The organism is Nocardioides euryhalodurans (assembly GCF_004564375.1).
In the GTDB taxonomy this organism is placed as follows: domain Bacteria; phylum Actinomycetota; class Actinomycetes; order Propionibacteriales; family Nocardioidaceae; genus Nocardioides; species Nocardioides euryhalodurans.
Genome location: NZ_CP038267.1, coordinates 2565199 through 2591048, shown reverse-complemented (window position 1 = coordinate 2591048; position 25850 = coordinate 2565199). Strand labels below are relative to the sequence as shown.

Annotated in this window: 33 protein-coding genes; 19 read left to right on the top strand and 14 right to left on the bottom strand. The window is 72.7% G+C overall.

Annotated features, from left to right (window positions below; all coding sequences use genetic code 11):
- Positions 1 to 72 precede the first annotated feature (72 nt).
- Positions 73 to 963, bottom strand: a complete 891-nt coding sequence (locus tag EXE57_RS12405) for a LysR family transcriptional regulator (RefSeq protein WP_135077944.1) — start codon at positions 961 to 963, stop codon at positions 73 to 75.
- A 77-nt stretch (positions 964 to 1040) separates the two neighbouring features.
- On the opposite strand from EXE57_RS12405, the gene EXE57_RS12400 reads away from it, so the two are divergent.
- The 5 genes from EXE57_RS12400 to EXE57_RS12380 all read left to right on the top strand — a co-directional run bounded on the left by EXE57_RS12400 (position 1041) and on the right by EXE57_RS12380 (position 6158).
- Positions 1041 to 1745 (top strand): aspartate/glutamate racemase family protein, encoded by a 705-nt coding sequence (locus tag EXE57_RS12400; protein ID WP_135077942.1) that lies wholly within the window; start codon positions 1041 to 1043, stop codon positions 1743 to 1745.
- A gap of 118 nt (positions 1746 to 1863) precedes the next feature.
- Positions 1864 to 3228, top strand: coding sequence for a GntP family permease (locus EXE57_RS12395; protein WP_135077940.1), 1365 nt, complete (start codon positions 1864 to 1866; stop codon positions 3226 to 3228).
- A 28-nt stretch (positions 3229 to 3256) separates the two neighbouring features.
- Positions 3257 to 4432: a CaiB/BaiF CoA transferase family protein gene (locus EXE57_RS12390; RefSeq protein WP_135077938.1), complete on the top strand. Its 1176-nt coding sequence runs from the start codon at positions 3257 to 3259 to the stop codon at positions 4430 to 4432.
- Between the two features lie 14 nt (positions 4433 to 4446).
- The gene (locus tag EXE57_RS12385; RefSeq protein WP_135077936.1) at positions 4447 to 5373 is read left to right on the top strand and encodes a LysR substrate-binding domain-containing protein; all 927 of its coding nucleotides are present in this window, start codon (positions 4447 to 4449) and stop codon (positions 5371 to 5373) included.
- Entirely contained in the window at positions 5370 to 6158 is a 789-nt protein-coding gene (locus EXE57_RS12380) for an HpcH/HpaI aldolase/citrate lyase family protein (protein WP_135077934.1), read from the top strand. Before EXE57_RS12385 ends, EXE57_RS12380 begins: the two co-directional genes overlap by 4 nt.
- Before the next feature lie 8 nt (positions 6159 to 6166).
- Here EXE57_RS12380 and EXE57_RS12375 read toward each other — a convergent pair whose 3' ends face one another.
- Positions 6167 to 6673, bottom strand: a complete 507-nt coding sequence (locus tag EXE57_RS12375) for a cupin domain-containing protein (protein ID WP_135077932.1) — start codon at positions 6671 to 6673, stop codon at positions 6167 to 6169.
- Between the two features lie 62 nt (positions 6674 to 6735).
- Here EXE57_RS12375 and EXE57_RS12370 point away from each other — a divergent pair, with 62 nt between their 5' ends.
- The 3 genes from EXE57_RS12370 to EXE57_RS12360 all read left to right on the top strand — a co-directional run bounded on the left by EXE57_RS12370 (position 6736) and on the right by EXE57_RS12360 (position 9819).
- Positions 6736 to 7572 carry an aldo/keto reductase gene (locus EXE57_RS12370; RefSeq protein WP_135077929.1) on the top strand — a complete coding sequence of 279 codons (837 nt, stop codon included), beginning with the start codon at positions 6736 to 6738 and terminating at the stop codon, positions 7570 to 7572.
- A 3-nt stretch (positions 7573 to 7575) separates the two neighbouring features.
- Positions 7576 to 8586 (top strand): agmatinase, encoded by a 1011-nt coding sequence (gene speB / locus EXE57_RS12365; RefSeq protein ID WP_135077927.1) that lies wholly within the window; start codon positions 7576 to 7578, stop codon positions 8584 to 8586.
- A 123-nt stretch (positions 8587 to 8709) separates the two neighbouring features.
- On the top strand, positions 8710 to 9819 hold the full coding sequence (locus tag EXE57_RS12360; protein ID WP_135077925.1) for a DNA glycosylase AlkZ-like family protein: 1110 nt from the start codon (positions 8710 to 8712) through the stop codon (positions 9817 to 9819).
- Positions 9820 to 9831: 12 nt separating this feature from the next.
- Here the strand turns inward: EXE57_RS12360 and EXE57_RS12355 are convergent, their stop codons facing one another.
- Entirely contained in the window at positions 9832 to 10101 is a 270-nt protein-coding gene (locus EXE57_RS12355) for a GlsB/YeaQ/YmgE family stress response membrane protein (protein WP_135077923.1), read from the bottom strand.
- Positions 10102 to 10151: 50 nt separating this feature from the next.
- On the opposite strand from EXE57_RS12355, the gene EXE57_RS12350 reads away from it, so the two are divergent.
- On the top strand, positions 10152 to 11408 hold the full coding sequence (locus tag EXE57_RS12350) for a low temperature requirement protein A (RefSeq protein WP_244246811.1): 1257 nt from the start codon (positions 10152 to 10154) through the stop codon (positions 11406 to 11408).
- 12 nt (positions 11409 to 11420) lie between these two features.
- On the opposite strand, the gene EXE57_RS12345 is transcribed toward EXE57_RS12350, so the two are convergent.
- Together EXE57_RS12345 and EXE57_RS12340 are read right to left on the bottom strand one after the other, a co-directional pair.
- Positions 11421 to 11681, bottom strand: coding sequence for a GlsB/YeaQ/YmgE family stress response membrane protein (locus tag EXE57_RS12345; protein ID WP_135077919.1), 261 nt, complete (start codon positions 11679 to 11681; stop codon positions 11421 to 11423).
- A 55-nt stretch (positions 11682 to 11736) separates the two neighbouring features.
- Positions 11737 to 12114 carry a hypothetical protein gene (locus tag EXE57_RS12340; RefSeq protein WP_135077917.1) on the bottom strand — a complete coding sequence of 126 codons (378 nt, stop codon included), beginning with the start codon at positions 12112 to 12114 and terminating at the stop codon, positions 11737 to 11739.
- Between the two features lie 384 nt (positions 12115 to 12498).
- Here EXE57_RS12340 and EXE57_RS19770 point away from each other — a divergent pair, with 384 nt between their 5' ends.
- The gene (locus EXE57_RS19770; protein ID WP_167305893.1) at positions 12499 to 12636 is read left to right on the top strand and encodes a hypothetical protein; all 138 of its coding nucleotides are present in this window, start codon (positions 12499 to 12501) and stop codon (positions 12634 to 12636) included.
- 23 nt (positions 12637 to 12659) lie between these two features.
- Here EXE57_RS19770 and EXE57_RS12335 read toward each other — a convergent pair whose 3' ends face one another.
- On the bottom strand, positions 12660 to 13613 hold the full coding sequence (locus EXE57_RS12335) for an AraC family transcriptional regulator (protein WP_135077915.1): 954 nt from the start codon (positions 13611 to 13613) through the stop codon (positions 12660 to 12662).
- 131 nt (positions 13614 to 13744) lie between these two features.
- Here EXE57_RS12335 and EXE57_RS12330 point away from each other — a divergent pair, with 131 nt between their 5' ends.
- Positions 13745 to 14401, top strand: coding sequence for an NAD(P)-dependent oxidoreductase (locus tag EXE57_RS12330; protein WP_135077913.1), 657 nt, complete (start codon positions 13745 to 13747; stop codon positions 14399 to 14401).
- Positions 14402 to 14422: 21 nt separating this feature from the next.
- On the opposite strand, the gene EXE57_RS12325 is transcribed toward EXE57_RS12330, so the two are convergent.
- Entirely contained in the window at positions 14423 to 14896 is a 474-nt protein-coding gene (locus EXE57_RS12325; protein WP_135077911.1) for a VOC family protein, read from the bottom strand.
- 134 nt (positions 14897 to 15030) lie between these two features.
- Here EXE57_RS12325 and EXE57_RS12320 point away from each other — a divergent pair, with 134 nt between their 5' ends.
- Positions 15031 to 15426: a VOC family protein gene (locus tag EXE57_RS12320; RefSeq protein ID WP_135077909.1), complete on the top strand. Its 396-nt coding sequence runs from the start codon at positions 15031 to 15033 to the stop codon at positions 15424 to 15426.
- A 33-nt stretch (positions 15427 to 15459) separates the two neighbouring features.
- Here the strand turns inward: EXE57_RS12320 and EXE57_RS12315 are convergent, their stop codons facing one another.
- Positions 15460 to 16506, bottom strand: coding sequence for a class I SAM-dependent methyltransferase (locus EXE57_RS12315; RefSeq protein WP_135077907.1), 1047 nt, complete (start codon positions 16504 to 16506; stop codon positions 15460 to 15462).
- Positions 16507 to 16680: 174 nt separating this feature from the next.
- Between EXE57_RS12315 and EXE57_RS12310 the strand changes: the two genes are divergently transcribed.
- Both EXE57_RS12310 and EXE57_RS12305 read left to right on the top strand, forming a co-directional pair.
- Positions 16681 to 17370 carry a winged helix-turn-helix transcriptional regulator gene (locus EXE57_RS12310; RefSeq protein ID WP_135077905.1) on the top strand — a complete coding sequence of 230 codons (690 nt, stop codon included), beginning with the start codon at positions 16681 to 16683 and terminating at the stop codon, positions 17368 to 17370.
- Between the two features lie 24 nt (positions 17371 to 17394).
- Entirely contained in the window at positions 17395 to 18276 is an 882-nt protein-coding gene (locus EXE57_RS12305; RefSeq protein WP_135077903.1) for an ATP-grasp domain-containing protein, read from the top strand.
- A 96-nt stretch (positions 18277 to 18372) separates the two neighbouring features.
- Here EXE57_RS12305 and EXE57_RS12300 read toward each other — a convergent pair whose 3' ends face one another.
- The gene (locus tag EXE57_RS12300; RefSeq protein WP_135077901.1) at positions 18373 to 18810 is read right to left on the bottom strand and encodes a VOC family protein; all 438 of its coding nucleotides are present in this window, start codon (positions 18808 to 18810) and stop codon (positions 18373 to 18375) included.
- A gap of 114 nt (positions 18811 to 18924) precedes the next feature.
- Here EXE57_RS12300 and EXE57_RS20380 point away from each other — a divergent pair, with 114 nt between their 5' ends.
- From EXE57_RS20380 to EXE57_RS12290, 3 genes are all read left to right on the top strand, one after another.
- Entirely contained in the window at positions 18925 to 19047 is a 123-nt protein-coding gene (locus tag EXE57_RS20380; protein WP_279633142.1) for a hypothetical protein, read from the top strand.
- A gap of 1 nt (position 19048) precedes the next feature.
- Complete coding sequence (locus tag EXE57_RS12295) at positions 19049 to 20086, top strand: alcohol dehydrogenase catalytic domain-containing protein (RefSeq protein WP_135077899.1); 1038 nt, start codon at positions 19049 to 19051, stop codon at positions 20084 to 20086.
- 71 nt (positions 20087 to 20157) lie between these two features.
- A complete protein-coding gene (locus EXE57_RS12290; RefSeq protein ID WP_135077897.1) occupies positions 20158 to 20622 on the top strand; it encodes a DUF4395 domain-containing protein in 465 nt (154 codons plus the stop codon).
- A 9-nt stretch (positions 20623 to 20631) separates the two neighbouring features.
- Here the strand turns inward: EXE57_RS12290 and EXE57_RS12285 are convergent, their stop codons facing one another.
- On the bottom strand, positions 20632 to 21123 hold the full coding sequence (locus tag EXE57_RS12285) for a MarR family winged helix-turn-helix transcriptional regulator (protein ID WP_135077895.1): 492 nt from the start codon (positions 21121 to 21123) through the stop codon (positions 20632 to 20634).
- A gap of 122 nt (positions 21124 to 21245) precedes the next feature.
- On the opposite strand from EXE57_RS12285, the gene EXE57_RS12280 reads away from it, so the two are divergent.
- The gene (locus EXE57_RS12280; RefSeq protein ID WP_135077892.1) at positions 21246 to 21902 is read left to right on the top strand and encodes an FMN-dependent NADH-azoreductase; all 657 of its coding nucleotides are present in this window, start codon (positions 21246 to 21248) and stop codon (positions 21900 to 21902) included.
- Positions 21903 to 21912: 10 nt separating this feature from the next.
- Here EXE57_RS12280 and ppk2 read toward each other — a convergent pair whose 3' ends face one another.
- Positions 21913 to 22776 carry a polyphosphate kinase 2 gene (gene ppk2, locus EXE57_RS12275; protein ID WP_135077890.1) on the bottom strand — a complete coding sequence of 288 codons (864 nt, stop codon included), beginning with the start codon at positions 22774 to 22776 and terminating at the stop codon, positions 21913 to 21915.
- A 148-nt stretch (positions 22777 to 22924) separates the two neighbouring features.
- Between ppk2 and EXE57_RS12270 the strand changes: the two genes are divergently transcribed.
- Positions 22925 to 23371: a hypothetical protein gene (locus EXE57_RS12270; protein WP_135077888.1), complete on the top strand. Its 447-nt coding sequence runs from the start codon at positions 22925 to 22927 to the stop codon at positions 23369 to 23371.
- Between the two features lie 66 nt (positions 23372 to 23437).
- On the opposite strand, the gene EXE57_RS12265 is transcribed toward EXE57_RS12270, so the two are convergent.
- Genes EXE57_RS12265 through EXE57_RS12255 form a run of 3 tightly spaced genes read right to left on the bottom strand, consistent with a single transcriptional unit; the run spans position 23438 to position 25837 of the window.
- Positions 23438 to 23866, bottom strand: a complete 429-nt coding sequence (locus EXE57_RS12265; protein WP_135077886.1) for a VOC family protein — start codon at positions 23864 to 23866, stop codon at positions 23438 to 23440.
- 55 nt (positions 23867 to 23921) lie between these two features.
- Positions 23922 to 25481 (bottom strand): LLM class flavin-dependent oxidoreductase, encoded by a 1560-nt coding sequence (locus EXE57_RS12260; protein ID WP_135077884.1) that lies wholly within the window; start codon positions 25479 to 25481, stop codon positions 23922 to 23924.
- Entirely contained in the window at positions 25481 to 25837 is a 357-nt protein-coding gene (locus EXE57_RS12255; RefSeq protein ID WP_208542838.1) for a tetratricopeptide repeat protein, read from the bottom strand. Before EXE57_RS12255 ends, EXE57_RS12260 begins: the two co-directional genes overlap by 1 nt.
- Between the last annotated feature and the right edge of the window lie 13 nt (positions 25838 to 25850).

Here is a 25850-nt window from a genome sequence, read left to right as displayed (position 1 = left end):
CCTCCCGCGGGCAGCGACTGCCGATCAGCGTAGACCTGCTGGGACCCCCGCGACACCGGCAGTTCTCGAGGCTCAGCGCCGCGCGGTGGTCCGGATCAGCTGCTCCATGAGCGCGGCGGTCGCCGGGACCTGCTCGGCGCCCGGCCGGTAGGCGAGGCCGACGTGCCGGCTGCCGAGGGTCCGCGAGGAACGCACCACCACCTCGGGGTGGCGGAAGGCCGTGAGCGCCGACTGCGGCAGCATCGTCACGCCGAGCCCGGCGGCAACCAGCGCCTGCACGGCGACGTAGTCGTCGGTGGCGTGGGTGACGCGCGGCTCGAAGCCGGCCTCGCGGCACCGCTCCACGAGGTGCTGGCTGCAGCGCGGGCAGCCGGCGATCCAGGTGTCGTCGGCGAGCGAGGCCAGGGAGAGGCGGGAGCGGGAGGCCGCGGGGTGGTCCGGCGGGAGGACCAGCTCGACCGGCTCCCGGGTCAGCGGCAGCCAGGTCAGCGCACCGTCGTCCGCCGGCGCGCCGTCGTAGGCGAAGACCAGAGCGAGGTCGGCCGTGCCCTCGCGCACCGCCGTGGCCGCCTCGGGCGGCTCCGCCTCGGCGAGCGACACGTCCACGGCCGGGTGGCCGGCCCGGAACAGCCGGAGTGCCTCCGGCACGATCGTCGCCACCGCCGAGGGGTAGGACACCAGACGTACGCGTCCGCCGCGCAGCTGCGCCAGCGCGGCGAGCTCCTCCCCCGCCATGTGGAGCTCGCCCGCGAGCGCGTCGGCGCGACCGAGCAGCAGCCGGCCGGCATCGGTGAGCGTGACGCCCCGGGTGCTGCGCAGCACCAGCGGTCCGCCGACCTCGTGCTCGAGCCGCTGCAGCTGCTGGCTGACGGCCGGCTGGGTCCAGCCGAGCTCCCGTGCCGCGGCGCTAAGCGAGCCGGCCCGGGCGACGGTCCGGAACACGAGCACGCGACGAGGGTCCACACCTCCAAGTGTGGCTTATGGCTCGACGAAGCAGAAGGGGTGTTCCTTGGACCGTCGTCCTGGGTGACCATGGGGTGGTGAAGACGATCGGACTCATCGGCGGCATGAGCTGGCACTCGACCGCGAGCTACTACCGGATCATCAACGAGACCGTGGCGCAGCGGCTCGGCGGCCACTCCTCGGCGCAGATCGCCCTGCAGTCGCTCGACTTCGCGGCCGTCCGGCAGTGCCAGGTCGAGGACGACTGGGCGGGCGCGGGGGACCTGCTCAGCCGCGCCGCCGCCGGCTGCGTCGCCGGTGGGGCCGACGTCGTCGCGATCTGCACGAACCTGATGCACAAGGTCGCCCCCGCGGTCGAGGCGTCCGTCGACGTGCCCCTCCTCCACATCGCCGACGCCGTCGCCGGCGTCGCTGCCGCGCACGGCTGGGACCGGCTCGGCATCCTCGGTGCCCGCTGGGTGATGGAGGAGCCGTTCTACGCCGAGCGGCTCGCCCGCCACGGCATCACTGCGATGGTCCCCGAGGCGGACGACCGGACCCTGGTCGACCGCGTCGTGTTCGACGAGCTGACCCGGGGCGTGGTCGCCGCGGAGTCCCGCGCCGCGTACGTCGGCGTCATCGACCGGTTGGCGCAGCGCGGCGCCCAGGCCGTGGTGCTGGCCTGCACCGAGATCGGCCTGCTGGTCGGTCCGGACGACAGCCCGCTGCCGGTCGTCGACTCCGCCGAGGCCCACGCCCGGGCCCTGGCCGAGCTCGCCCTGACGGAGCGCGTCCCCGCCTGAGCAGCAGGCTCAGCCATAAGCGCCACTGATGGCTGGATCGCCTGATCGCGGGTTCTCCTCGTGGTCGACGTTGTGATTGCCTTCACACGCCCGACCCCCCCCAGCCGAGGAGCACGTCTTGATCGTCCTGCACGCCACGATCGCCATCCTGGCCGTCGTCCTCCTGATCATCGTGCTCAAGGTCGACCCCGTGATCTCGCTGGTCACCGGCTCGCTCTACCTCGGCCTGGCCGCCGGGCTGGGGTTCGAGGGAACCGTGACGGCGATCGTCGACGGGTTCGGCGGGATCATGGCCGAGGTGGGCCTGCTGATCGGCTTCGGCGTCCTCATGGGGTCGTTGCTGTTCGCCATGCAGGCGCTGCAACGGCTGGTCCGGCTGCTGCTCACGGTGCTCGGTGCGACCCGCCTGCCGTACGCCATGGCCGCGGTCATGACGACGCTCTTCCCGTCGATCTACGTCGACGTCCAGCTGGTGCTGGCCTCCCCGCTGGCCCGCTCGGCCGCGCCGCAGCTCGGCCGCAACGGCCTGGGCCTGATGGGCGGCGCGATCACCGCCGGCATCCTGGTGGGGTACGTCTTCGTGGTCCCCGGTCTGGGCACCATCTCCATCGCGGGCCTGCTGGACATCCCGCTCGCCACCATGCTCGGCTTCGGCCTGCTGATCGGTCCGCTGACAGCGGTGCTCACCGTCTTCGTCTACAGCCAGCTGCTCAAGCTCGGCTTCTGGAACCCCGAGGGTGACGAGCACGCCTCCGAGGCGCTGCTGGAGGCCGAGGCGCTGGCGGACGAGCACGCCGAGGAGCTCGCCGGAGGCGGTCACCGCTCCGTGCCGTCCCTCTTCGTCTCGCTGCTCCCGGTGCTGGTGCCGCTCGCGCTGATCGCCTTCGGCGCGATCGCCGAGGCCGCCGGCTTCTCGACGCCGTTCATCGCCTTCCTCGGCAACCCGGTGCTGGCGCTCTTCCTCGGCCTGGTCGGCGCCTACGCCCTCGCCAAGACCAGCATCGGCAACACCCTGACCGACGAGGCGATGAGCAAGGGCTTCGACACCACCGGCCAGATCCTGCTGATCACCGGCGTCGGCGGCTCGCTCGGCGCGGTGATCGCCGCGACCGACCTCGAGCAGGTGCTGGGCGACCTCTTCTCGGCCGAGGCGGGCGCCCCCGTGGTCGTCAGCATCCTGCTGGCGTGGCTGATCGCCGCGGTCCTGCACCTGGCCATCGGGTCGATCTCGGTCGCCGCCATCACGGCCGCCGGGATCATCGGCCCGATCATGGGCCAGCTCGACGCTCCCACCGTGATCATCGGGCTCGCCATCGGTGCCGGCGCGCTGTTCGCGCTGCAGGTCAACAGCAACTTCTTCTGGATGTTCCAGACGTTGCTGGGGGTCTCCACGCGTGGCGCCCTCAAGGCGCTGACGTTCGTGACGGCGTTGGCGTCGGTGATCGCGCTGCCGTTGATCATCGGCCTGAGCTTCGTCGTCTGAGCGGGGCCGGCCGGAGGGAGGGAGAAGGATGCAGCCACTGCAGGGCATCACCGTCGTGTCGCTCGAGCAGGCGATCGCGGCACCGTACGCCAGTCGCCAGCTCGCCGACCTCGGCGCCCGCGTCATCAAGGTCGAGCGGCCACTCGTGGGGGACTTCGCCCGCAGCTACGACACTCGGGTCGAGGGGCAGAGCTCCCACTTCGTGTGGACCAACCGGAGCAAGGAGTCGCTCACCCTCGACATCAAGGACCCACGCGGGCTGGCGGTGCTCCGGCAGCTGCTCGCCACGGCCGACGTGTTCCTCCAGAACCTCGCCCCCGGCGCGGCGGCCAGGGCAGGCCTCGGGGCCGAGGAGCTCCAGGCCGCCAACCCCGGGCTGGTGGTCTGCGACATCTCCGGCTACGGGCTCGGCGGGCCCTACGAGTCGATGAAGGCGTACGACCTGATGGTGCAGGCCGAGGCCGGCGTCCTCTCGGTGACCGGCACCGAGGACGAGGTCGCCAAGGTCGGGATCTCGGTCTCCGACATCGCCGCGGGGATGTACGCCTACAGCTCGATCCTGGCGGCCCTCATCGAGCGGGCGCGCACCGGCCGGGGCGCGCGCCTCGACGTCTCGATGCTCGAGGCAACCGTGGAGTGGATGGGCTTCCCGCTCTACTACGCCTACGACGGCGCGCCGCCGCCACCGCGCGCCGGCGCGGCCCACGCCACGATCTACCCCTACGGCCCGTTCGTCGCCGGCGACGGCGTGACGGTGATGATGGCGATCCAGAACGAGCGCGAGTGGCGCAGGTTCTGCGAGCGCTTCCTCGGCGACGTGACCCTCGCGGACCGTGAGGAGTACGCCACCAACGCGGCCCGCAACGACCACCGCGAGTCGCTCGGGCGCATCATCGCCGCCCGCTTCGCCGAGCTCACCGGTGAGGGCGCCGCGACGGCGCTCGCCGCGGTCCCGGTGGCCCACGCGCGGGTCAGCACCATGCAGGACGTGTGGGACCACCCCCAGCTCGCGGCCCGGGACCGCTGGCACCGGGTCGCCACCCCCGGCGGCGAGGTCCGGGCCCTGGCGCCGCCCGGCGTCGTGGACGACACGCCCCGGATGGACCCGGTCCCGGCCCTCGGCGAGCACACCCGCGCGATCCTCGGCGAGCTCGGGCTCGGGCGCGACGAGATCGACGCGCTCGCCGCCGACCACGTGGTCTGAGCGAGGATCGGGCCGTGGACGTCCTCCAGCTGCGCTACCTGATCGCCATCGTCGACGCCGGCAGCCTGTCCCGCGCCGCCGATGGGCTCCGGGTCTCGCAGCCGGCGCTGAGCCAGCGGATGACCCAGCTCGAGCGGGAGCTGGGGGTGCAGCTGGTGGAGCGCGGACCCCGCGGCGTACGGCCCACGCAGGCGGGGCTGGAGTTCTACCGGGACGCCCACCGGCTGGTGCGGCAGTTCGACCACCTCGCGTCGGCGGCCGCCGAGCTCGACCAGGTCCGGGGCCTGGTCTCGGTCGGGCTGCCGAGCGGGGCCGCGGCCCACCTGGCCGCACCGCTCTTCCGCTGGACCCGCGCCCACTGCCCCGGCGTGCGGCTGGAGCTCTTCGAGTCGATGAGCGGGTACGTCGACGAGCTCTTCGCCCACGGCCGGATGGACCTCGCGGTGATGTACGTCGGCCCGTCGGCCGGCCGCGCCGACGACGTCCCGCTCTACACCGAGGACCTCTACCTGGTCGGCGAGCCGCCGGTGCCGCCGACCCGGCCCGACCGGATCTCCGTCGCCGAGCTCGCGGGCGTGCCGATCGTGGCGCCCGGCAGCCGCAGCAGCCTGCGCCGGCTGCTCGAGCAGGCGCTGCGCCAGCACGACGTCGAGCTCACCGTCGTCGCCGACGTCGAGTCGCTGGGGACGATGCTGCGGATCGCCGAGGGCGGCGACGCCTGCGCGATGCTGCCGCTGTCGACGACGTCCGGTGCCGAGACGGTCGCGATCCGCCGGATCGAGCCGGTGATCAGCCGCCGGGCGGTGCTCCGCACCGCGACCGATGCCTCCGCCCCGGCCGAGGCCGTCGCCGCGGTCCGGAGCGGCATCCTCTCCGTCACGCACGAGCTCGCCGAGGCCGGCCGGTGGCCCGGCATCCGACCCGAGGGAGACCCCCGATGACCGCGACCCTGCTCTTCGTCCCGGGCGACCGACCCGAACGGTTCGACAAGGCGGTCGCCAGCGGCGCCGACCTGGTGGTGCTCGACCTCGAGGACGCGGTCGCCCCCGGGGCGAAGGACGCCGCCCGCACGGAGGTCGTGCGCTGGCTGGAGGCCGGGGGGCGGGCCGCCGTACGCATCAACGCCGCCGAGACCGCTCCCCACGACCCCGACGTCGAGGCGCTGGCCGGCTACGCGTGCCCGGTGCTCGTGCCCAAGGCGGAGGGCGACGTCGCGCTGGCCGGGCTCGTCGAGCGCCTGCACCCCGACACCCGGCTGCTGGCGCTGGTCGAGACCGCGGCCGGGGTGCTGGCCGCTCCCTCGCTCGCCCGCGTCGCCGGCGTGGACCGGCTGGTGCTCGGGACCTACGACCTCGCGGCGCAGCTCGGCGTCTCCCCCGACGACCGGGAGGCGATGGCCGGCGCCCGGCACGCCCTGGTCCTCGCGTCGGCCGCCGCGGGCCTGGCGCCGCCGGTCGACGGCGTCACCGGCGACGTGGCCGACGACGACGTGCTCCGCGACGACCTGGCGTACGCCGTCCGGCTGGGCTTCGGCGGCAAGCTCTGCATCCACCCCCGGCAGGTGCCGACGGCCCGCGAGGCGTTCCTGCCGACCACCGAGGAGGTCGCCTGGGCCCGGCGGGTCGTCGAGGCCGCGGCCGGCGGCGGCGTGGTGCTGCTCGACGGCCGGATGGTCGACAAGCCCGTGGTGGACCGGGCGGAGCGGATCCTCGCCGCCCGCGGCTGACCCTGCGGTCAGACCCAGTACGTGTCGTGCTGGAGCATGAACGCGGCCCGCTCGTCGTCGGTCATGGTCGCGCCGTGCCCGAGCGAGCCGAGGGTCTCGAAGTAGTCCTCGCGCGGTGCTCCCGGCGTGAACATCAGCAGCATCCGGGCGTGGTCGGAGCCGCGGAAGCCGTGGATCCCGCCCTCGGGGACGTGCAGGAAGTCGCCGCCCTTCGCGGTGATCCAGTCGTGGCCGTCGTAGAGCCGGACGGTGCCCTCGAGGACGTAGAACGACTCGGTGATCGCGCGGTGGAAGTGGGGGTCGGGACCCGACTCGGTCTCGCCGAAGGACCAGCGGTACAGGCCGTAGAGGCCGCCTGTCTGGTCGCCGGTGGCGAGGTACTCGCACGTTCCGCCGTTGCGGTAGGTCAGCTCCGGATCGGTCTCGTCGCGGCGGATCCACGCCGTGGCCTCCCCTCCCTCGCCGGTGTAGACGTCGTCGGGATAGGGCCGGTGCAGCGGGTTGGGCAACGACATGGGACCCATCCTGCAACGGCCGCACCGGCGATCGCGCGCGCGACATGGCTAGCGTGGGTCGCATGGACATCCCCAGCCACGAGCTCAACGACGGCCACCGGCTCCCGGCGATCGGCTTCGGGACGTACCCGCTCAAGGGCGACGAGGGCGTGGAGGCGATCGTCTCCGCGATCCGGGTCGGGTACCGGCTGCTCGACACGGCGGTCAACTACGAGAACGAGCAGGAGGTCGGCGAGGCGATCCGCCGCTCCGGCGTACGCCGGGACGAGCTGCTCGTGTGCAGCAAGATCCCCGGTCGCGACCACGGCTATGACGACGCGGTGCGCTCGACCCACGAGTCGCTCGGCCGGCTCGGGCTCGACCACCTCGACCTGCACCTCATCCACTGGCCGAACCCGAGCCGGGGGAGGTTCGTCGAGGCGTGGCAGGCGCTGGTCGACCTGCAGCGCGACGGCCTGGTCCGCAGCATCGGCGTCTCCAACTTCACCGCCGACCACCTGCACACGATCATCGAGGCGACCGGTGTGACCCCCGCGGTCAACCAGCTCGAGCTGCACCCCTACTTCCCGCAGGTGGAGATGCGGCGCACCGATGCCGACCTCGGCATCCGGACCGAGTCCTGGAGCCCGCTCGGCAAGCGGCAGGCGCCCTTCACGGAGCCGCCGGTCGCGGAGGCCGCCGAACGCCACGGCGTCGCGCCCGGCCAGGTGATCCTGCGCTGGCAGGTGCAGCTCGGCTCGATCCCGATCCCCAAGTCCGGCACCGCGTCGCGCCAGCAGGAGAACCTCGACGTCTTCGGCTTCGAGCTCTCCGACGACGAGATGGCGGCCATCACCGGACTGGGCCGTCCGGACGGACGGCTCTTCGGGGGCGACCCCGACACCCACGAGGAGATGTAGGCCATGACGAGGTACGGCGCCCAGTTCGGACCGGACATCACCTTCCTCGGGGTCGACGCGTGCGACCTCGACGACGAGGCGTCGTACGCCGATGCCGACGTGGTCGTGCTGGGGGCGCCATTCGACGGCGGCACGTCCCACCGTCCCGGCACGCGCTTCGGCCCGCAGGCCATCCGGTCCACGGACTACCTCGGCCACGACGGGTCCCGCCCCTCGCTCGCGCTGCGCACCGACGGGCTGACCGACCTTCGGGTGGTGGATGCCGGCGACGTGGAGATGCCGCCCGGCGACATCGAGGTCGCGCTGCCGCGGCTCGAGGCGGCCGTCGAGAAGGTCGCCCGGGCCGGGGCGATCCCGGTCGTCCTGGGCGGTGACCACTCGATCGCCTACCCCGACGCCAAGGGCGTCGCCAACGTGCTCGGCCACGGCCGGGTCTCGATGATCCACTTCGACGCCCACGCCGACACCGGCGACATCGAGTTCGGCTCGCTGTGGGGGCACGGCCAGCCGATGCGGCGGCTCATCGAGTCGGGGGCGCTGCGCGGCGACCGGTTCCTCCAGGTCGGGCTGCGCGGCTACTGGCCCGGCCCCGAGACGCTGGACTGGATGGCCGCGGAGCGGATGCGGTCCTACGAGATGACCGAGATCGGCCACCGCGGCCTCGAGGCCTGCCTCACCGAGGCGTTCGGGATCGCGACCGACGAGTGCGAGGGGGTCTTCCTCTCCGTGGACATCGACGTCTGCGACCCCGGCCACGCACCCGGCACGGGCACCCCCGAGCCCGGCGGCCTGTCGGCGCGCGAGCTGCTCGACGCCGTACGCCGGATCTGCCTGGAGCTCCCCGTCGTCGGCGTCGACGTGGTCGAGGTGAGCCCGCCCTACGACCACGCCGACATCACCGCCGCCCTCGCCAACCGCGTCGTGCTCGAGGCCCTCTCGGCGATCGCCCGCAAGCGCCGCGACGAGCGCGACGGCACGACCTGGGACCCGTCCCGCCCCCTCCTCGACCGTTGAGATGGGCCCCGGCAACCCGCCAGCTGGGCCTCTGCAACGTCCGCGGCGTGGCACGCGGCCAGCTCGAGCGTTGCGGAGGCCCATCTCGGCGAGCGGGGGGAGGCCGGCGACTAGCGTGAACCCATGGCACCTCACGAGCTGACACAGCAGGACGCGCGCCGGATCGCGGTCCGCGCGCAGCTGCTGGACGCCGAGCGACCGACGGGCTTCGAGGAGGTGCTCCACCACCTCACGCTGCTCCAGGACGACCCGTGCGCCGCGGTGGTGCCGAGCGCCCACCTGGTGCTGTGGAGCCGGCTCGGGTCGTCGTACGACCGGGCCACGCTCGACGAGGCGGTGGAGTCGGGCCGGGTCGTCGAGCTGCACCAGATGCTGCGGCCCGCTGCCGACATCGCCCTCCACCGCGCCGGGATGGCCAACTGGCCCGCGGTCTTCGACGACTACCGCGACATCCACGACGCGCTGGCCGGCTGGCTCGCCGCCAACGACGACACCCGCCGCGACATCCTCGAGAAGCTCTACGACGAGGGGCCGGTCACCTCGCGCGCGCTGCCCGACACCACGCTCGTGCCGTGGCGCTCGAGCGGGTGGAACGACGACCGCAACGTGCGGATGCTGCTGGAGAACATGGTGGGGCGCGGGGAGGTCGCGGTCGCCGGCAGGCAGGGTCGCGACAAGCTGTGGGACCTCGCCGAGCGGGTCTACCCCGACGATCCGGTGCCCGACCTCGAGGACGCCCGCCGCGAGCTCGCCAGGCGACGGCTCGCCGGGCTCGGCATCGCGCGCCCGAAGGCCGCGGTCGTCCCCGGTGAGCCGACCAGTGTCGGCGAGGCCGGGGAGGAGGCCGTGGTCGAGGGGGTGCGCGGCCGGTGGCGCGTCGACCCCGCATACCTCGAGGACCTGGCCGGGTTCGGGGGCCGCGTCGCGCTGCTCTCACCCCTCGATCGGCTGATCATCGACCGCAAGCGGATGGTCGAGCTGTTCGCGTTCGACTACCAGCTCGAGATGTTCAAGCCGGCGGCCAAGCGGCGCTTCGGCTACTGGGCGATGCCGGTCCTGGTCGGCGACCGGCTGGTCGGCAAGGTCGACGCCACGGCCGAGCGCGAGCGGGGCGTGCTGCGGGTCGACGCGGTCCACGAGGACGAGCCGTGGGGGGCCGACGTACGCGCTGCGGTGGACGCGCAGGTCGAGGACCTCGCGCGCTGGCTCGACCTCGAGGTCGAGCGGTCCTGAAGCCGGCTCGGGTCAGGCGGAGGTGCTGGTCCTGCGGCCCTGCCACCAGCTCCAGGCGAGGGTCACGAGCAGCGCGCCGCAGATCGACCCGATGATGCCGCTGGGCCGCAGCTCGAGCCCGTCGCCCGCGAGCAGGCTGATCAGCAGGCCGCCCACGAAGGAGCCGAGCAGACCCGCGACGAGGGCCGTGGTCCAGTTGATGCCCTTGACGCGGGCGCCGAGCAGCAGCTGGGCGGCGGCACCCACGAGCATGCCGAAGAGCAGGAGACCGAGGATGAGCATGGCCTGACGCTACCGCCTCGCCCCCCTCTTCCGGTGGCATCATGGCCGCCGTGAGCCACGTCGTCCCGGACCTGGGGCACCGCCGTCGCCGGCTGAGCGGCCGCGACCCCGGCGAAGCACACCGCAGCGCCACGCCTCTCGAGCTCCTCTACGACCTCGTCTTCGTCGTCGCCTTCGGCCAGGCCGCCAACGAGCTCGCCCACTACGTCGCCGAGGACCACGTGAGGACCGGCGTGCTCGGCTTCGCCTTCGCCGTCTTCGCGATCTCGTGGGCGTGGATCAGCTACAGCTGGTTCGCGTCGGCCTACGACGAGGACGACTGGGTCTGCCGGCTGGCCACGATGGTGCAGATGGTCGGCGTCGTGATCCTCGCGCTCGGCCTGCCCGAGGTGTTCGCGTCGTTCGAGGAGGGCGAGACCCTCGACAACGGCGTGGTCGTCGCGGGCTACGTCGTGATGCGGGTGCCGATGGCCTTCCAGTGGCTGCGCGCGTCCCGCCACGACCCGGAACGGCGACCGGCGCACCTCACGTACTTCTGGACGATCATCGTCGCGCAGGTCGGCTGGACCGCGCTGGTCTTCCTCTCGCTCCCGATCGGCACCACGTTCCTGTGCGCGAGCGTGCTCTACGCACTCGAGCTCGCCGGCCCGCTCGTCGCGCAGCGTCTCAAGGGCGGCACGCCGTGGCACCCCCACCACATCGCCGAGCGCTACGGACTGCTGGTGATCATCACGCTCGGCGAGGGGATCATCGGCACGGTCGCGACGCTGTCGGCCGTCGTCCACGGACCCGAGGGTTGGAGCACCGACGCGGCGCTGGTCCTCCTCGCGGGCGTCGGTCTCACCTTCGGGTTGTGGTGGATGTACTTCACGATCCCCTCGGGGCACGCCCTCGCGCTGCGGCGCGACCGGGTCTTCTTCTGGGGCTACGGCCACATCGCGATCTTCGGGGCGCTCGCGGCGGTCGGCGCCGGGCTGCACGTCGCGGCGTACTACCTCGAGCACCACACGGAGATCGGCGCGGTCGGCACGGTGCTCAGCGTCGCCGTCCCTCTCGCGGTGTTCGTGGTGATGCTGTACGCCACGTGGACCGCGCTGCTGCGCCGCCGCGACCCCTTCCACCTGGCGCTCCTCGCCGGCACGGCGACCGTGCTGGTCCTGGCCGTGGTGCTCGCGCAGGCCGGGGTGTCGATGGCGTGGTGCCTGGTCGTGCTCGCGCTCGCCCCGGTCGTCACGGTCGTGGGTTACGAGACCGTGGGCCACCGGCACCAGGAGGCGGCGCTGACGCGGCTGAAGCAGTCGCTCTGAGGGAGGTCCGGGTCAGGCGCTGGTCCTGCTCTTTCCGGCCACCGACTCAGCGACGCCGATCAGCAGCACGGACGCCACGACGGCCAGGACGAAGCCGATGACGTTGAGCTCCCAGATGGACCCGGTCCCGAAGAACTGGGCGATGGAACCGCCGATCAGCGAACCGACCAGGCCGAGGCCGAGGGTCGCGAGGATCCCGAGGTCCTGCTTGCCGGGCTTGACGAGACGAGCGAGGGCGCCGATGACGAGCCCGGCGACGAGGAATCCGACCATGCCGCCAGCGTAGGTCGCCGGTCCCAAACAGGCAGCGCCCCGCGTCTGCCCCCGGTCAGGTGCGCGCCACCCGGGTGCCTGCGTAGGCCCAGGCGGCGCAGAGTGCGGCGACGACCAGCGGCCAGACCCAGAGGGGCGGGTCGACGAGCTCGGCGAGCTGGGCCAGCAAGGCGAGCGCCCCCGCGAGGGCCATCGGCGCCAGCCACGGCAGCGGTGTGCGGGCGACCCGCAACCCGATGGCCAGCACGACGTAGGCCACCGGGACGCCCACGAGGAGCATCAGGATGCCGGGGCCGGCACAGGCGAGGACCCCGGTGGAGTCGCAGGTCGACCGCTCGACCAGCTGGTACCACGCCGCGGCGTAAGCCCCGGACACCACCAGTCCGGCGGTCCCCGCGCCGAGTGTCGAGACCTGGCTTCCCGAGCGTGACAACGTTCTGGTTCCTTCCTCTCGTGGCATCGGCGGTCGGCGCCGGACGCCACGTTTCCACGGCCGCGGCGGCGCTCGCCTGAGCTGTGCTACTCAGACGTGCCCTGGCGCGCGACGGCCCCGAGGGTCACGCCGCGGGCCCGCAGAAAGCGCGGTCGAAGGCAGCCTCGGGCTGGTGTCCGACCCGTTCGCGGTGTCCGTGGCGATGCCTCGAGCGAAGGGCGCAGGTCCCGACGGAGCCGGCGCATCACGTCCGCCGTTGGAAGCGCAGGGTGCCGTCAGCGAGGCGTCGCTGGTCGTAGCGGTGGTCGTGGGCGCGATGGCGTCAAGGACCGCCCACTTCTCCACGCCGCGCGTGGAGAACACGCGACTGGGTACGGTCCCGTCATGAAGCTCCTGAGAGGTGCGGCCGCCCTGAGCGCCGCCAAGATGGTCTACGACCAGGCCCGCAAGCCGGAGAACCAGGCGAGGCTGAAGGCCGCCGTCGCCAAGGCGCGGGAGTCGCGGACAGGTCGTCGGCCCTAGGACCTGCCGACCTGGAGCTGGCGTCAGAGCGCGGCAGGACCTGGCACCAGGTCGAGAAACGCCGGCCCACGGCGGGCGAAGGCGCCCGGGGTCACGCCGTGGGCCCGTCGGAAGGCACGGTTGAAGGCGGCCTCCGACTGGTAGCCGACCCGCTCGGCGACCCGCGCGAGCGGCAGTGCCTCCTCCCGGACGAGCCGGGCCGCGAGGTCCATCCGCCAGGCCGTCACGTAGGCCATCGGCGGCTCGCCGAGCCGGTCGCTGAACCGGGCGGCGAACGCCGACCGGGACATCCCGGCCTCGCCGGCCAGCGAGGCGAGCGTCCAGGGGGCGCCGGGTTCGGCGTGGAACGCCGCGAGCGCCCGGCCGAGCAAGGGGTCGCGGAGGCCTGCGAGCCAGCCGCGGTCGGGCGTAGCCGACTCCAACCACGAGCGCACCACCTGGACCACGAGGATGTCGGCGAGGCGCGCCGTCACCACGTCGCTGCCGGGTCGCGACTGCCGTGACTCCGCCCCGATCACCTCGAAGGCGGCGCGCATCCAGGCCGCGTCCTCCCCCCGCCCGGCCGGGAGCACGGCCGGCAGGCTGCGCAGCAGGCGGGCGACCCCGACCCCCGTGAAGCTGACCGCCCCGCACACCAGCTCGGTGCGCGGTCCCGGCCCGGGGATCCGGAGCCGCTCGTAGCGCTCGCCGACCTCGTCCCGCGGCAGGTCGAAGAGCGGTGTGGTCCGACTTCCGGGCGCATCCGTGATGGCGTGCCCGGTGCCGTGCGGGACCAGGACGATGTCGCCGGCGGTCATCCGCGTCGTCTCGCCGTCGACGTCCAGGACGAGCTCGCCGTCGGTCACGAGGTGGAAGACGATCGTGCCCGGCATCGGCGGGAGCGCGATCCCCCAGGGCGCCGCCAGCTCGGAGGCGGCGTAGAAGACGCCGGTCATGCCGAAGTCGGTCAGCGTCTCGCTCAGCAGGTCGCGTTCCACCTGGCCAGTATGAGCACTCCGTGGACGAATGAGCAAGAGTGGCGGTCCTACAGACATTGAACGTCCAGCGCCGGCGGCCGACTCTGGAGGCAGTCCCGGAAGCGGTCCGGGACCCGAGTCGAGGAGGAACCATGAAGGTGCTGGTGGTGGGAGCGAGCAGGGGGACAGGCGCGGAGCTGGTCAGCGAGCTGGTCGAGCGTGGACACCTGGTGACCGCGTACTCGCGCCACGGAGGTGCGGACGACGACCAGGTACGTCAGGTCGCCGCCGACGTGCTCGACCGGGAGGCGCTCGGCAAGGCGATGATCGGACAGGATGCGGTGGTCGTGACGCTCGGGATCCCGGAGAACCCCTTCCGGGTCAGGCTCACCCGCCGCGCGAGCTCTCCCCTCGACGTCCGCTCCCGGGGCACCCGGGCCGTGGTCGAGGCCATGCAGGAGCACGGCGTGCGGCGGCTGGTCGTGCAGTCGACGTACGGGATCGGCGAGACGTACGCACAGCTGCCGCTGGCGTTGAAGGCGTTCTTCACCCTGGCGATCCGACCGCAGGTCGACGACCACGAGCTGCAGGAGCACCTGGTTCGCGAGAGCGGCCTGGCCTGGACGATCGTGCGGCCGACGGTGCTGCACGACGACCCGACCGAGGAGCCGGCGTACGTCGGCACCGACGACCACGCCCCCACGATGCGGGTCTCGCGCCGCCAGGTCGCGCGGGTCGAGGCGGACGCGCTCGAGCGCCGCGAGCTGAGGGGTCAGGTGCTGACCGTGACCGCGGCAGCGACTGCCTGAGGGTGCGCTCGGGCCGGGCGATCAGCTGCCGTCGTACGCGGCCCGAAGCGCCGCGACGTCGATCTTGTGCATCGTCAGCATCGCTTGGCAGACGCGTTGGTTGGCCGGTGTCGAGTAGTCGCCGGACAGCTCCTCGAGCTCGCGCGGGATGACCTGCCACGAGACGCCGAACTTGTCCTTGCACCACCCGCACGGACCCGGCTCGCCGCCGTCGGCGGTCAGGAGCTCCCAGTAGTGGTCGACCTCGTCCTGACCCTCGACGCCGAGGTAGAAGGAGAACGCCTCGTCGAGCTGGAGCTCTGGCCCCGCGTTGAGCCCGACCACCTCGTGACCGGCGACGGTGAACTCGACGACCTCCGCGACGGCGTTGTCGGGGTCGGTGCGGGCCGTGAAGACCTTCCTGACCGCGGAGTCCGGGATGTGCTCGGCATAGAAGGTCGCCGCCTCGACGGCCTTGTCGTTCCCGAACCACAGGTGCGTGCGTACGGATGGCATGTCGGCTCCTCGTGTCCGAGACCCTCCCGGCGGGGTCGCTCGCAGGAATGGACCGCGCCGGAGCCGACGACTCATCGGCCGGGGGCGGGCCCGGCTAGCGTGGCGGACCCACCCCGATCCGGAGGTCCGCCGAGATGACCAGCAGGTTCACCGAGCTCGCGATCGACTGCGCCGAGCCCCACGCCCTGGCGCGGTTCTGGTGCGCCGTCCTCGACTACCAGGTGCAGGACGACGGCGATGACGACGGCGACGTCGTCACCATCGGCCCGGCCGCCGACGGCGGCGAGCAGGTCCCCGGGCCCGTGCCTCCGACGCTCACGTTCGCCCGGGTGCCGGAGGGCAAGGCCGCCAAGAACCGGCTCCACCTCGACCTCAGCCCCAGCGACGTCGACCAGGACGACGAGGTACGACGCGTGCTCGCGCTGGGTGCCCGGCACGCGGACGTCGGTCAGACCGGTGACGAGAGCTGGGTCTGCCTCGCCGACCCGGAGGGCAACGAGTTCTGCGTGCTGGCGGGTCGTCGCCCCTGACCGGGGCGACGACCCGCCTGCTCCCCCCGCAGGTCAGGCCGGGCGCCGGCCCCAGGTCACCGCGTGCATCGGCGTGATCGAGACGTGGCCGATGTCGGTGAAGCCGTGACGCGCCAGCAGGTCGTCGTACGCCGCCCGCGGCAGCAGCTGGTCGTCGATCTGGGCCTCGAAGACCTGGATCCCGCTCATCACCCGGCCCGGGACCGACTGCAGTCCCTCGTCGGTGTCCGGGAACGGGAAGTCCGAGATCACGAACCAGCCGCCCGGCTCGAGCGCGGCCTTGACCCGCTCGGCGACGCGGTCGATGTCGCGGCACTCGTGCATCGAGATGTTGTTGATGACGACCGTGGCCGGCTCGTCGAGCACGAAGTCCTCGAGCGGGCTGGTCACCAGCTCGACCCGGTCCGACAGCCCGGCCTCGGCGACCAGCTTGCTGGCCCGGTCGATCGAGTGGGCGTCGCCGTCGACGCCGACCACCTCGGAGGCGGGGTACGTCGTCGCGAGCCGGACGACCCCCGCGCCCGCCCCGCACGCGGTGTCGACGACCCGGACTCCGGCCTCGAGCCGCTCGACGAGCCCCGGGATCTGCGCGAGCCCGCCGGGGACGAGCCGGGTGTAGAACGGCCGGCCGGTCTGGCCGACGCCGGCGATCCAGTCGGGGCTGGTCTCGTCCCACCACATCCGCTCGCCGGTGGCGAGGTTGGCGGCGAAGCGGTCGAAGATCTCCGGCTGCAGCACCAGCGGGAACAACCCGCCGACGTACGCCGGGGACGTGGTGTCGAGCAGCAGCGTGTCCAGGTGCGGCGCCAGCCGGAAGCCGTCCCCGTCGCGTTCGAGCACCCCGGCCGCGAAGGCACCGCGCGCCCAGACGGCCACGTAGAAGTCGTCGAGACCGAGGGTCTCGGCGAGCTCGTCGGCGGTGCTGCCGGGTGCGGCCGCGAGGGCGGCGACGAGCCCGGAGGCCAGTCCCGTCTCGACGGTGCGGACACCCATGTGGCCGGCGACGAGCTGCAGCATCTGCCCTGCCTGGGCCTGCGGCGTGATGGTCGCGTCCGGTGCGGGTGCGGTCTGTGTGGTCATGTCGTGCGTGTCCCTCCGTGTCGGGGCACCGCCCCCTGCGGGCCCTCACCGACCACGGTGCCGGGCGGACCCCGCCGCGCCCAGTTCACGGATCGGCACCAGACCGGTACTGGATCTGTACTAGCCGCCCGGGTCCGGACGGTCGTAGTTTCGGTCCAGGAGGGGGTGGCCGGGATGACGGGATACGGACAGTTCTGTCCCATCGCCAAGACGATGGAGGTCCTCGACGAGCGGTGGACGGTGCTCATCATCCGGGAGCTGCTGGCGGGGAGCCACCACTTCAACGAGCTGCGGCGCGGCGTACCCAAGATGTCGCCGGCGCTGTTGTCGAAACGGCTGCGCAGCCTGCAGCGCGCGGGGATCGTGATGCGGCTGGGCGATGGCAACCGGGTCCGCTACGAGCTGACGCCCGGCGGCAAGGAGCTCGGGCCGGTGGTGATGGCGCTCGGCGAGTGGGGGATCCGGTGGCGGACCCAGCTCGGTGACGAGGACCTCGACCCGCACCTGCTGATGTGGGACGTGCACCGCAGCCTCGACCTGGACGCCATGCCGGACGGCCGGACGGTGCTGCGCTTCCTCTTCCCCGACGTGGAGCGGACCACCCGCGAGTGGTGGATCGTCGTGCAGGGCACCGACGTCGACCTGTGCGACTTCGACCCGGGCCACGACGTGTCGGTGTCGGCGGAGTCGTCGCTACGGACCATGGTCGACATCTGGCGCGGCGAGCTGGCGTGGCAGCCGGCGCTGCGGTCCGGCGACCTGACGCTCCAGGGCCCCCAGGCCGTACGCCGGGCGCTGCCCCACTGGCTGAAGCTCTCGGCCTTCGCCCACGTCCCACGGCGGGAGCCCGAGCCCGTCGGCTGAGCTGCCCCTCCTAGGGTGTCCGCCATGACGCGGATCGGAGTGGCCACGGCGGCCGAGGTGCCCGACCTCGACGACGAGGGGCAGCTGCTGCTGGCGGCGCTGCGCGCGCGGGGCGTCGTGGCCGACCCGGTCGTGTGGGACGACGCCGACGTCGGCTGGCCGGACCTCGACGTGGTCGTGGTCCGCTCCACCTGGGACTACCACTCCCGCCCCGAGGAGTTCCTGGCCTGGGCCGACCGGGTGTCGTCGGTGACGCGGCTGCTCAACCCGGCCGAGGTGCTGCGGTGGAACACCGACAAGCGCTACCTCGCCGAGCTGGAGCGGGCAGGGATCCCGATCGTCCCGACCCAGTTCCTCGCCCCCGGCGCCGGACCGGCCCATCGCTACGAGGGCGTGGAGCACGTCGTGAAGCCGGTCGTCTCGGCCGGCTCACGCGACACGTTGCGCCTCGGCGCGGACGACGTGTCCCGCTCCCACGAGCATGCCGTGCGGCTGCTCGACGCGGGCCGCGGCGTGATGGTGCAGCCGTACCTCCATGAGGTCGACGAGCACGGCGAGACCGCGATGCTCTACCTCGACGGCGAGTTCTCCCACGCGATGCGCAAGGGCCCGCTCCTCACCCCCGGCATGGGACTCGTCGAGGGACTCTTCGCCGAGGAGGAGATGTCGCTGCGCGACCCCTCGGCCGCCGAACGCGCCCTCGCGGACGCCGTGCTCGCTGCGATGCCCGAGCGCTTCTCGGCCGACCTGCTCTACGCCCGCGTCGACCTGCTCCCCTCCCCCGCCGGGCCGCTGCTGCTGGAGCTCGAGCTGACCGAGCCCTCGCTCTTCCTCGACCACCACCCGCCGTCGGTCGACGTGCTCGCCGAGGCGATCGTGGGCCGGGCGCTCGCACCTCGGCGATAGCTGACCGCGATCGTCATCATCCTGCGGGCGCAACCGATGATCTTCGCGGTCAGCTATCCGCGACGGGGAGCGCGGGAGTGCGGTCCCGGGACCCGGTCAGCTCGTCGTCAGGTCCTCGGCGAGCATGACGAGGATGCCGCTGGGGCCGCGGAGGTAGGTGAGCTTGTAGATGTCGCCGTAGGTCGCGACTCCGCGCAGCGGGTGGCAGCCGTGCCTCGCGGCGATCTCCAGGGCGGCGTCGAGGTCGTCGACCGAGAAGGCGACGCGATGCATGCCGATCTCGTGGGGAAGGGTGGGCTCGGTCTCGATCGCGTCGGGGTGGACGTACTCGAACAGCTCGAGGCGGCCGTTGCCGTCCGGCGTCTGGAGCATGGCGATGTGGGCGTGGTTGCCGTCGAGGCCGACCGCGGTGTCGGCCCACTCCCCGCTGACCGTGTCACGGCCGAGCACGGTCAGCCCCAGGTCGGTGAAGAAGGCGATCGTGGCTTCGAGGTCGCGCACGGCGATCCCCACGTTCTCGAGCTTGATGGCCATGCCGGCAACCTATCGAGCCAAGCCGGTCCGGTGTCGCCCCGCGAGCGTGTCTGGTTTGTGGTCGCGGGTGTGGTCCCGGTAGGAACGCACACACGCCACGAGGACGGGACCACGGTGACACCCAGCGACCACGACAGCTTCGCGATGACCTGCGCGGCCGAGTCCGAGACCGGTCCCTCCGCCGGGGAGGCCCCGACCAGCGGGCGCTCGGCCCTCGTCGTCCTCGAGGGCGGCTGAGGTGCGAGCCGTCGTGGTCGACGCCGTCCGGTCCCGGCCCGAGGTACGAGAGGTGCCGAGGCCCTCGGCCCCCGCCGGCGGCGTCGTCGTCCGGGTCGTCGCCACGGGCCTGTGCCGCAGCGACTGGCACGCCTGGGCCGGCCACGACGAGATCACCTTCCCGCACGTGCCCGGCCACGAGCTGGCCGGCGAGGTCGCGGAGGTCGGGCCGGGCGTGACCCGGTGGAGCGTCGGAGACCGGGTCACCGTGCCGTTCGTCTGCGGCTGCGGTCGCTGCCGTTGGTGCCTGACGGGGAACGCCCAGGTCTGCCCCGACCAGGAGCAACCGGGCTTCACCCACTGGGGTTCGTTCGCCGAGTACGTCGCCCTCCACGCTGCCGACACCAACCTGGTCGCCGTCCCCGAGCAGGTGGCCCTCGCGACCGCGGCCGCGCTCGGGTGTCGGTTCGCCACGGCGTACCGCGCTCTCGTCGGACGCGCGCGGATCACCGAGGGCGAGTGGGTCACCGTGGTCGGAGCCGGTGGAGTGGGCCTCAGCGCGGTCATGATCGCGCGCGCGCTCGGCGCCCACGTCGTCGCGGTGGACCGCAACCCGGAAGCCCTCGCCGTGGCCACCGGCCTCGGAGCCGAGCACACCCTCCTGTCCGACGGGACCGACGTCCCGTCCGCGGTGGGCGACCTGCTCGAGGGTGGCAGCGACGTCGCGATCGACGCCGTCGGCAGCGAGGAGACCTGCGCCGATGCGATCCTCAGCCTGCGACGTCGCGGCCGGCTGGTCCAGGTCGGGCTGCTGCCACCGATCGACGGGCATCCGCGGGTGCCCATGGCACGGGTGATCGGCTGGGAGCTCGACGTCCTCGGCAGCCACGGGATGGCAGCGGCCGACTACCCGGGCATGCTGGCGCTGATCGAGGCCGGAGCGCTGCGACCCGAACGGCTCATCGCGCGCACCATCGGTCTCGACGGTGCCGCAGCGCTGCTGCCGGAGTTCGACCGGGCGACGGTTGCCGGGATGACGCTCATCGACCCGGCCCGCTGATCAGGTCGGCGCGCCGCCACTGAGTGGATAGGCTGGACAGGATCAGTCGAGGCCCACTGTCCGGAGTCGCCATGCCCGGTAGCAGCATCGCCGCGTGCCCGCTCCGCGGCCAGGTGGATCCGCGCCTCGTCCGGTTCAGTGCGGGTGCCACGGCCGGCGTCCTGGCCGTGGTGCTGCTCGTCGTCGACGTCGCTCGACCACTGGGCCTCGGCCTGCTCGGATCCCAGGTCGCGGTGTTCGCGTTCACGGCGTTCGTCAGCTTCCAGTGGTCCGTGTGGGCGCAGCTCTACGCCCGCTACGTCTGGCCGCGGATCGGGCCGCCGGCCGAGCTGGCGGACGCCCGGCCGCCGAGGTTCGCCCAGCTGCTCGGGTTCGTGGTCACCGCTCTGGCCCTTGCCTGCTTCATCGTCGGCGTCGACGTCGCCGGCTACGGCCTGACCGCACTCGCGTTCGGCGTCGCCGCCCTCGACGCCGCCACCGGGACCTGCCTGGGCTGCCGGGGTTACCGACTGGTCCGTCGCCTGCGATCGGCCTGACCGCGGAGCTCAGCAGGCAGGTGGCGGTCCCTCGCACGGCTCGACCGTGGCATCGACCGGTCCGGCGGTGACGACCCTCATCAGCAGCGAGCGGAAGGTCGCGGCGTCCTCCTCCGAGAGCCCGCCGAGGACGGCGCGCTCGACCGCCTCGATCCGGCGGGACGCTGCGCCGAAGGCCTGACGGCCCTCCTTCGTGAGCACCACCTGACGGGCACGGCGGTCGGCGGGGTCGGGGCGGCGCTCGACCAGGCCGGCCTGCTCGAGGTCGTCGACCAGGTAGGTCATCACCGTCCGGTCCAGGCCCAGGCTCTCCGCAATCCTCGCCTGGTTGGTGCAGGAGCTGCCCGCCGCGATCGACATCACCTGGAAGCCACGCGGACCACCGGGGAGCTCGCTGACCACATCACGCGCGCCGTCGAGGTAGGTCCGCAGCAGCGCGCCGAGGGCCTGGCCGAAGTCGACGGACGTCGACTCGGCTCGCTCCTCGACCACCTTGCTCATGCCCCGAGTCTAGCCCTGTCCTCGGACATGAGGATCATCACACAAGACGATCATCGTTGTTTCAGATGATCTTGTGGTTAGACTATCTCCGAACTGGACCTCGACCCCCAAGGAGCATCGCCATGAGCAGCATCTTCCGGCTGGACGCCAGCATCCGGCAGGACGGTTCGGTCACCCGAGCCGTCGCCGACACCCTCGAGGCCGCCATCGTCGAGGACCTCGACCGGGTCGAGGTCGTACGCCGCGACGTCGGCGCGACGCCGCTCGACGGCACGGTCTGGGGTACGGCGGCCTTCGCCGGCTGGACCCCCGAGGACGACCGCTCCGAGGCGCAGCGGGCCGCGCTCGCGGTCAGCGCCGAGCTCGCCGACGAGCTGGTCGCGGCCGACGTCCTGATCTTCGCCGTACCGCTCTACAACTTCGGTGTCTCCCAGCACTTCAAGACCTGGTGGGACGTCGTCGGCACCGACCCGCGCTTCGCGCCGGGCTCGACCACCCTGGCTGGCAAGCCCGCGTTCCTGGTGACCGCCCGTGGCGGCGGCTACGGACCCGGTACGCCCCGCGAGGGCTGGGACCACGCGACCGGCTGGATGCGCCGGGTGCTGGAGGACGTCTGGGGACTCGACCTCGACGTCATCGAGACCGAGCTGACCCTCGCCGACGTCACCCCCGCCATGGCGGAGCTGCGCGACCTCGCTCGCGCCCAGCTCGCCGAGTCGCACGACGCGGCCCGCAACAGCGCCCGCTCGGTCACGCTGCGGCTGCGTCGCGCCGCCTGACCCGGGGCCCTCAGTAGACCTGGGGCACGAACGTCTGCTCGTGCATCGGCGGGCGGACGTACGGCAGGTTCTTCATGTCCGGCAGCGTGACGACGTCGGGCGCCACGTCCTCGTAGTCGAACTGGCTGAGCAGGTGGGAGATGCAGTTGAGGCGCGCCGCCTTCTTGTCGTCGGAGGGGACGACGTACCAGGGCGCCTGCTTGATGTCGGTGAACTGGAAGGTGGTGTCCTTCGCCATCGAGTAGCGGACGTAGAGCTCGTGCTCGGCGAGGTCCATGTCGGAGAGCTTCCAGCGCTTGAGCGGCTCGGCGTTGCGCGCCTCGAAGCGACGGCGCTGCTCCTCGAACGAGACGGAGAACCAGTACTTCAGCACGACGATCCCGGACCGGACCAGCATCCGCTCGAACTCCGGGCACGAGCGCAGGAACTCCTGGTGCTCCTCCTCCGTGCAGTAGTCCATCACCCACTCGACGTTCGAGCGGTTGTACCAGCTGCGGTCGAAGAGGACCATCTCGCCGGCGGCCGGGAGGTGCTCGACGTACCGCTGGAAGTACCACTGCGTCCGCTCGCGCTCGGTGGGCTTGGGCAGGGCGACGACGCGAACCGTACGGGGGCTGGTGCGCTCGGTGATCCGCTTGATCATCCCGCCCTTGCCGGCCGAGCCACGGCCCTCGAAGATCACGAGCACCTTGAGGCCCTGGCTCTGGATCCAGTACTGCAGCAGCACCAGCTGCTCCTGCAGCCGCGCCATCTCGTCCTCGTAGAAGGCGCTGCGCAGCTGGCCCTTCTGCGTGTAGTGCTTCGGGTCGTGCTGCGTCCTCGCCCGGTGGTGGACGTCGTCGGCGCCCTCGGGCGGAGTGCTGTGCGCTGCCATGACGGTCCTCCCCGGGGACACGGTCCGTCCCACGTGGGATCACCCTGCTCCCGGTCCTCGACCGTGCGCAAGGACCTCTCCCGACGGACGACCGACGCGCGGGCCGGGGGCCGCTGGACGCCCGTTCCCCCGAGGGCGACCATGGACCATGCGGTTCGACCTCGAGACCGTGGCCACTCCTGAGCAGGTGAGGCGCGCGTTGACGGACTTCAGCGAGCGTCGGGGGCAGATCTGGAGCCGGACGCTCGATGCGAACGCGTACGAGCTGCGCGAGCTCGGCGACACCTGGGCGGTCGCCCGGGAGAGCACGTCCGGGTCGCCGTTCTGGGTGGTCGCGCGCTACGACTGGTCGGACCCGGACGTGGTGCGCTGGACGGTCGTGGAGAGCAGCTACGGCGGGGGCGGCGAAGGACTGGTGCGAGCCGACCCGAGCGTCCGTGGCGGGAGCAGGGTCCACGTCGAGTGGACCAGCACCGGTGCCCGCGGCTGGCAGAAGCCGATCGTCTTCCTGCTCCACCACGGACCGGCGGGTCGGCTCTTCGCCCGGATGTGGGCCTCCACGTTCGACCGCTACGCCCGGACCGACCCCGCCTGACTCGCACGGGCGCGGCAGCAAGGCGGGAGTGGGCGGTGGCTGGTGCGCCGTCCGGTGCTGCCGAGGTCAGTCCAGGCAGAACTCGTTGCCCTCGACGTCCTGCATCACGATGCACGAGTCGGTGCCGTCGTAGAGCAGGCGTACGCGGGTCGCGCCGAGCGGGAGCAGCCGGGCGCACTCGGCCTCGAGCACGGCCAGCCGCTCCTCGCCGACCAGGCCGGTGCCGACGCGTACGTCGAGGTGCAGCCGGTTCTTGGCGACCTTGCCCTCGGGCACGCGCTGGAAGTACAGCCGCGGGCCCACCCCCGTGGGGTCCGTGCACGCGAACGACGCGTCCCGTTCCTCGGGCGGCAGGGAGTCGTTGAGGGCGTCCCACGACGCGAATCCCTCCGGCGGCGGAGGGGGGACGTAGCCCAGCACCTCGCACCAGAAGCGGGCGAGGCGCTCGGGCTCGGCACAGTCGAAGGTGACCTGGACCTGCTTGACCGATGGCACCCGACAGAGCCTAGGGAACCGCCCTCGTCTCTTGCACGCGACTACCCGGGCGCCCTCAGGCCGTCCCGTGCCGCGCCAGCGGACCGATCAGCTCGCGCTCCTCGTAGGCCAGGTGGGAGAGCAGCGTGTCGGTGAGCAGGTCGACGGCGTGCTGGACGTCGTCGAGCGCCTGCCGGCCGGACTCGCCGGTGCCGTCCCTGCCGACCAGCTGCACGAGCGCGCGGTCGAACTGCTCGAGCACGTCGTGGATCACGTCGTGCTCGTGCGCGAGCCGGTCGAGGACCGGGCCGAGGCCCGGTTCGCTGCGACGCAGGTGCGGGAAGAGGCTTCGGTCCTCGAGCGTGTGGTGGCCGGTGACGATCCGGCAGTAGGACTCGCAGTAGGCACCCAGCGTCCAGTTGTTCTGCCGCATCGTCATCGTGTTGATGACCGACCGCGCGGCACCGACGCTGACGTGGCCGCGCCGGACCTGGTCGAGCACGTCGCGTACCTGGGCCAGCTCGGCCCGCAGCCCGTCGTGGATGTCGACGAGGTGCTGGGCGGCGAGCTGGGTCGCCGGGTCGTACGTCGCGTCGACGGGCTCGTCGTGGCTGGGCCGTGCATCCTCCTGCCACGCCAGCGGGCCCGTGAGCCGGGAGCCGTCGTCGGGCGTCGGCGTGACCGCGAGTGCCGACCCGCCGGCCGCCACCGGCTCGACCGGGGCGGGCGGGACGGCAGGCCCCTCACCCGAAGCCCGCCGAGCGCGCTCGGCGTCGACCAGCTCCCGGGTCGCCGGGGCGACCTCGGCCGCCCACCGGCGTACGTCGTCGGGGTCGTCGGTCCCGAGGACGTAGCTGCTCATCCCGACCTCGAGCGTGAGCTCGGCCAGCTGCTCCGCCCACTCCTGCGGCCGGCCGCGGAGGAAGCCGCTGCCGGTGCCGAACTGGCCGAAGACGTTGTAGACCCGCTTGACCGAGGCCGGCGACCGACCGGCCGCGACGGCCGCCTCGTCGACGGCGGCGGCCAGGTCCGGCAGCGCGGCCGGGTCGGCGTAGCCCATGCTCGGAACCCAGCCGTCGGCCAGCCGACCGGTCAGCCGCAGCATCCGCGGCTTGTAGGCGCCCAGCCAGATCGGGATGTCGTGGGCAGGCTGCGGCCCGGCGTGCAGCCCGACCGCCCGGTAGTGCTCGCCCTCGAAGCGGACCGTGCCGCCCGCCCAGAAGGCCTTGATCAGCCGGACCGCCTCGGTGAGGGCATCGACCGCCTCCCCGGGCGTTCGCCGGGGTCCGCCGGCCGCGACGATCGCGTCCCAGAACGCACCGGCACCCAGGCCGAGCTCGACCCGCCCGCCGGTGAGCAGGTCGAGCGTGGCGGCGGCCTTGGCCAGCACGACCGGCTGCCGCAGCGGCAGGCTGGCCACGTTGGGGGCGAGTCGGATCGAGCTGGTCCGCGCGCCGAGCACGGACAGCAGCGTCCAGGTGTCGACGTGCCTGGCCTGGTAGGGGTGGTCCTGCACGGACACGAGGTCGAGACCCTCGACCTCGGCCAGCTGGACCAGCCCCAGCAGGTCCTCGATGCGCGCCGCGTCCGGCGTCGGGAAGATCCCGAACTCCAGCTCCTGCTCGAGGTCCGGCATCAGGCGGCGGCTCCCAGCGCGGTGGCCATCCTCCGCGCGCCGTCGGCCTCCGCGAGCCGGGAGGACCGCTCGAGCGCGCGGGCGAGCAGCAGCGCTGCGTAGGCGTTCGTGGGGTCGTGCTCGAGCGCGTCCCGCGCGGCCTCGACCGCCCGGCCCAGCTGGGCCGAGTGGTAGTAGCTGCGGGCGAGCAGCTCACGCGCCTCGCCCAGCTCCGCGTCGTGCGGGTGGGTGTCGACGAGGTGGCGCAGCACGTCGGCCGCGGCGTAGTAGTCCTTGTGCTCGAAGAGGTCGAGGGCCCAGCGCCAGGCGTCGTAGGCGTCGAGGCGCTCCAGCATGGCGGTGACGTTCATGGTCATGGTCGTGACCCCT